A 5,041-nucleotide genomic window follows, 5' to 3' on the forward strand; every position below is an offset into this window, starting at 1 on the left:
AAGCCACTCTCGTGAGTGGCTTTTTTGCGTCTGCCTGGCAAGTTTGCCTCCGACAAGCGTGTTTGACCGTGCCCAGCCGCGAGCGTGTGATCGCATCGATCACGAAAATGATTGGTTTGCGCAAAACTCGGGCGCGAAGTACACTCCGATCTGATCGGTTCAATCAAATTAGTGACCGGTCCAATCAAAATCCGATCAGAATGGAGACTGGCATGGCTCAGATACACATAAAGCGCGGCATCGAGCGCGTTCCCGGCGGCATGATGATCGTGCCGTTGCTGCTGGGCGCACTCGTCGCCACATTTCTGCCTGACATGCCGAAGTTCTTCGGCTCTTTCACCAATGCGCTCTTTACCGGCGCGCTGCCGATCCTCGCGGTGTTTTACGTCTGCATGGGCGCGAGCATCGACGTCAAGGCAACCCCCTATCTGCTGAGGAAGGGCGGTGCGCTGTTCATCACGAAGGTGGGCGCCGCGATCGTCGTGGGCGTGGTGATGGGGCATTTCCTTGGCGAACAGCCGATCTCGTCGGGATTGTTCGCCGGCCTGTCGACGCTCGCTGTCGTCGCGGCGATGAACGACACCAACGGCGGGCTGTACATGGCGCTCATGGGCCAGTACGGCCGTTCCGAAGACGTTGGCGCCTATACGATCATGTCGCTCGAATCGGGGCCGTTCCTGACCATGGTCACGCTCGGCGTGGCGGGACTGTCGGCGTTCCCGTGGCCGACGCTGGTCGGCAGCATTCTGCCGCTGGCGTTCGGCATGCTGCTCGGCAACCTGGATCGCGAGATGCGTGCGTTTCTCGGCAAGGCGGTACCCGTGATGATTCCGTTCTTCGCACTGGCGCTCGGAGCGAGTCTCGATCTGCACAAGGTGTGGCAGGCCGGCGTGCTGGGCGTCGGTCTGGGCGTCGCTGTCGTGATCGTGACGGGCATTCCCCTTTACCTCGCGGACCGTCTGACGGGCGGCACCGGCGTCGCGGGAACCGCTGCGGCGAATACGGCAGGTAACGCGGCCGCCGTGCCGGCGCTGATCGCCGCGGCGAATCCGGTCTACGCGGAGGCGGCCAAAAGCGCGACACTGCTGGTGGCTGCCTGCGTGGTCGTGACCGCGGTCCTTTCGCCGATCCTGACCGCCGCCGTCGCAAAACGCGTGCAGGGAAACCGCGAAGCAAGGGAAATGGCGCAATGAGCCTGGTGATCATCGCCGACGATCTGTCGGGCGCCGCCGATTGTGCGATCGGCTTTGCGAGCGCGGGCTACCGCACGGTCGTCACGCTCGACATGCCGGCGCAAGGTCTCGACGTTACCGCCGTCGACGTGATCGCCGCCGATACCGACACGCGCCGTCTCACGCCCGCCGAGGCCGCGCAGCGCACCTCGGCGGCCTGGCGGGCGTTGCGCGAGCCGGGCCGGCGTCTCTACAAGAAGATCGACTCGACGCTGCGTGGCAATTGGGCCGCCGAAGTCGCCGCGTTGCAGCCGCTCGCGGGCCTTGCGATCGTCGCGCCGGCGTTTCCGGCGACGGGCCGCACCTTGCTCGGCGGCCGTGTGTTCGTGCGCGGCGAGCCGCTCGAAACCACCGATACCTGGAAGCTCGAAAACGCCGGCCGCACGGCCGACCTGCATGCGATGCTCGCGCAAGCCGGTGTTTCGACCGCGCAACTCGACGTGGATGCAGTGCGCGAAGGCGGTCAGGCGCTCATGGCGCGGATCGCGGCCGTGGCGGCGAGCGGCATCCAGGCGCTGGTGGTCGACGCCGAGACGAACGGCGATCTGATCGCACTCGCGCGGACTACCGCGCAGATGGACGAGGCGCTGTTCTGGGTCGGCTCGGGCGGCCTCGCGCGCGAGATCGCGAGCCTGGAAGGTCTGTTCGTGTCGCGCGCCGCGCGAACACGCGCAAGCGCTTCGGAACGGCCGCAACAACAGGCGCCCGTGCTGGTGCTGGTGGGCAGTCTATCGGCGGTCTCGGAGCGGCAGTGCGCCATGCTGCGAGAACGCGCCGGCATGATCGAACTGACGGTGCCGCCCGCCGTGCTGCGCGGCGGCGCGCGCCACGCGGACTTGCCGCAGTGGCGCTCGCGGATCGGCGAGGTATTGGGAACGGGCGCGGATTTGCTGCTGCGCATCGGCAGCGACGACGCGTTCGATCCGGCGGAAGGCGCGCTGCTCTCGGCGGCGCTCGCCGGGCTCGTCAGGCCGCATTTCGCGGCGCTCGGCGGCTTGATCGCAACGGGCGGCGAAACCGCCCGCGCGATGCTGAGCGCGGTTGGCGTCGGCAGCGTCGAGCTGATTGCGGAGATAGAGGCGGGCGTGGCCGTGGGCAAGCCGGTCGGCGCCTGCGCTTGCCAGCCGCATCTGCGCATCGTCACGAAGGCGGGGGCGTTCGGCACCGACCACGCACTGTTCGCCGCGTGGCGCTATCTCCACGAAACCCCGGCAGCGGCCGTCAGCGCGGACACGGGCTCACACGATTTAGCCTGATCGCCCCGCGCGATCCGGCATGCGGTACAGCAGAATTCAAGGACATCAAGGCAAACATCATGAGCAACTACCTTCCCGTGATCGGCATTACGATGGGCGACGCAGCGGGCGTCGGCCCGGAAATCATCGTCAAGAGCCTTGCACACGACGTCGTTTATCAGCAGTGCCGTCCGCTCGTGATCGGCGACGCGCGCCGGCTCGAACGGGCGAACGAGATCGTCGGCGGCACGGCGAAGATCCGCCGCATCAAGGAAGCGGCCGAGGCGCGCTACGAGCCGGGCACGATCGACTGCATCGACCTCGACCTGATTCCGGCCGATCTGCCCTTCGGCCAGTTGTCGCCCGTCGCGGGCGATGCCGCCTATCGGTTCATCGCGCGTGCGGTGCAGCTTGCCGAGGCCAAACAGATCGACGCCATCTGCACGGCGCCGCTGAACAAGGAAGCGCTGCACGCCGGCGGCCACAAGTTTCCCGGCCACACCGAAATGCTCGCCCATCTGACGGGTGTCGACGAAGTCTCGATGATGCTGGTCGCGCCGCAACTGCGCGTGATTCACGTGACGACGCATATCGGGATCATCGACGCGATCCGCAAGATCGAGCCGGGCCTCGTGCAACGCACGATCGAGCGCGGCAACGCTACGCTGGTGAAGGCCGGCATCGCGAAGCCGCGCATCGGCGTGTGCGGCATCAATCCGCATGCGGGTGAGAACGGCTTGTTCGGATACGGCGAGGAAGAAGAGAAGATCGTGCCGGCCGTAACGGCTTTGCAGGAGCGCGGCCTCGACGTGACCGGCCCGCTGCCTGCCGACACGCTCTTTTTCCGCGCGGGCCGGGGCGACTTCGATCTCGTGGTTGCGATGTACCACGACCAAGGGCACGGTCCGGTGAAGGTGCTCGGGCTGGAAGCGGGCGTGAACGTGACGGTGGGGCTGGAAGTCATCCGCACGTCGGTCGATCATGGCACCGCGTTCGACATCGCGGGCAAGGGCATCGCCGACGAGCGCAGCCTGCTCGAAGCGCTGCGCCAGGGCGCGGAACTGGCGACGCGGCGCGGCTGAGCGCGCGCAACGAGCGTGACGGAGGGCGCGCGGGCCGTGGTGTAACATCGGCAACCTCGATACTGTAGATGCCAGCTATGAAAGCGTCCGAGCGCCATCGCGCGATTCTCGATCTCGTCCTGACCGGCGATGCCAACGTCGAACAACTCAGCGCCGCGCTCGGCGTATCCGAAGCCACCGTCCGGCGCGACCTCACGACGCTCGCCAACCAGCGCCGTCTCGTGCGCACCTACGGCGGCGCGACCGCGCTGATCGGTGCGCATGAACCGGAGGCGTCGCTCGACGAACGCAAGGCGACGCAGCGCGAGCAGAAAGAAGCCATCGCTCGCGCGGCCGCCGCTCACGTGCATGACGGCGACACGCTGCTGCTCGACGGCGGCACGACCTGTGCCGCGCTGGCGCGCCATCTCGCCTCGCGCGTCGATCTTCATGTGGTGACCAACAACCTGCTTGCCGTCATGACGCTCGCGAACGCGCCCGGCGTTCATCTCACGCTGATCGGCGGCGATCTGCGTAATTCGAGCATGAGCACGCTCGGGCCGCTCGCGGAACTTTCGCTTAGCCGCTTGAGCGTCGATAAGGCGTTTCTCGGCGCGGACGGCGTGGTCGCGGAGTTCGGGCTGTGTGAAGCGAGCGCGCAACAAGCGTATCTGAAGGACTGCATCATCCGGCGTGCGGCTCAAGCGTTCGTGCTCGCCGATGCAGACAAGCTGGGCCGCTCGCGGCAGCAGCACTGGACGCCTCTCGAGCGCGACTGGCGGCTGATCACTTCGAGCGTGGCCGACGAGGCGCTTCTTGCGCCGTTCAGAGCGCTCGGACGCGTGGTGGTCGAGACCGCCGATATGGACAGCCCGTCGCGACCGGCGATCTCGTGATTTTGCCGGCCGGTTCTACCCGCCGCCGGTAGATCCCAAACGTTTTAACGGGTCGGCGCGCAACGACCCGTTAAACGCAGCGTTTGGCCATGCAAGGCGAATGTCGATTCGCACACTTGCGTAGACGATCGCGCCACGTCCCACCTCATCTGTCCGCCGGGCCAGGCCAGCGCCCATTCGCCAAGCGTCGCATTCGTCAACCACCCTGGCTGCGGCTTCGCATAATGCTTCCGAAGAAAAGGAGCGCGATTCCAGTGGGCAAACGTGGCTCTCTACACGTTCTCTAACCTCGATCATGTGCGCTTTTTCGAGGTTTCCCCACGATCGTTTCAGATTGACCTTAAATTCAGTTTCAATCTGTTATCGCCACGTCAAATCGAAATCCTACTAATCATTTCTGTTCGTCGGTTCGCTATATTTTCATTGCCGCCCAGCGATGTGATCTGGGTAAGTGGCTGGTGGTTTTGAGACGTCCTGATTTCACTTCATACCAAATCCGGCATTCGCGATGTTGATTTTCTAACTGAGCAATCCGGCAGTGCAAGTGCAAATGACAGCAAATATTGCAACGGGACAAGAATTCAAAATCGAATCCTTATTGTAATTACGGAATGGAA

General features: G+C 64.9%; 4 protein-coding genes. All 4 read left to right on the forward strand.

Annotated elements, in window-relative coordinates:
- The first annotated feature begins 212 nt into the window (after positions 1-212).
- The 4 genes from U5805_RS31360 to U5805_RS31375 all read left to right on the forward strand — a co-directional run bounded on the left by U5805_RS31360 (position 213) and on the right by U5805_RS31375 (position 4,424).
- Positions 213-1,193 (forward strand): 2-keto-3-deoxygluconate permease, encoded by a 981-nt coding sequence (locus tag U5805_RS31360; protein WP_322107372.1) that lies wholly within the window; start codon positions 213-215, stop codon positions 1,191-1,193.
- The gene (locus U5805_RS31365) at positions 1,190-2,488 is read left to right on the forward strand and encodes a four-carbon acid sugar kinase family protein (protein ID WP_322107370.1); all 1,299 of its coding nucleotides are present in this window, start codon (positions 1,190-1,192) and stop codon (positions 2,486-2,488) included. The genes U5805_RS31360 and U5805_RS31365 overlap by 4 nt, the downstream gene beginning before the upstream one ends.
- Positions 2,489-2,547: 59 nt before the next feature.
- A complete protein-coding gene (gene pdxA, locus U5805_RS31370; protein WP_322107371.1) occupies positions 2,548-3,549 on the forward strand; it encodes a 4-hydroxythreonine-4-phosphate dehydrogenase PdxA in 1,002 nt (333 codons plus the stop codon).
- Positions 3,550-3,626: 77 nt separating this feature from the next.
- Positions 3,627-4,424, forward strand: coding sequence for a DeoR/GlpR family DNA-binding transcription regulator (locus U5805_RS31375; protein ID WP_322107373.1), 798 nt, complete (start codon positions 3,627-3,629; stop codon positions 4,422-4,424).
- Positions 4,425-5,041: the final 617 nt, after the last annotated feature.

Origin of the sequence: Paraburkholderia sp. J41 (assembly GCF_905220235.1) — a bacterium.
GTDB lineage: Bacteria > Pseudomonadota > Gammaproteobacteria > Burkholderiales > Burkholderiaceae > Paraburkholderia.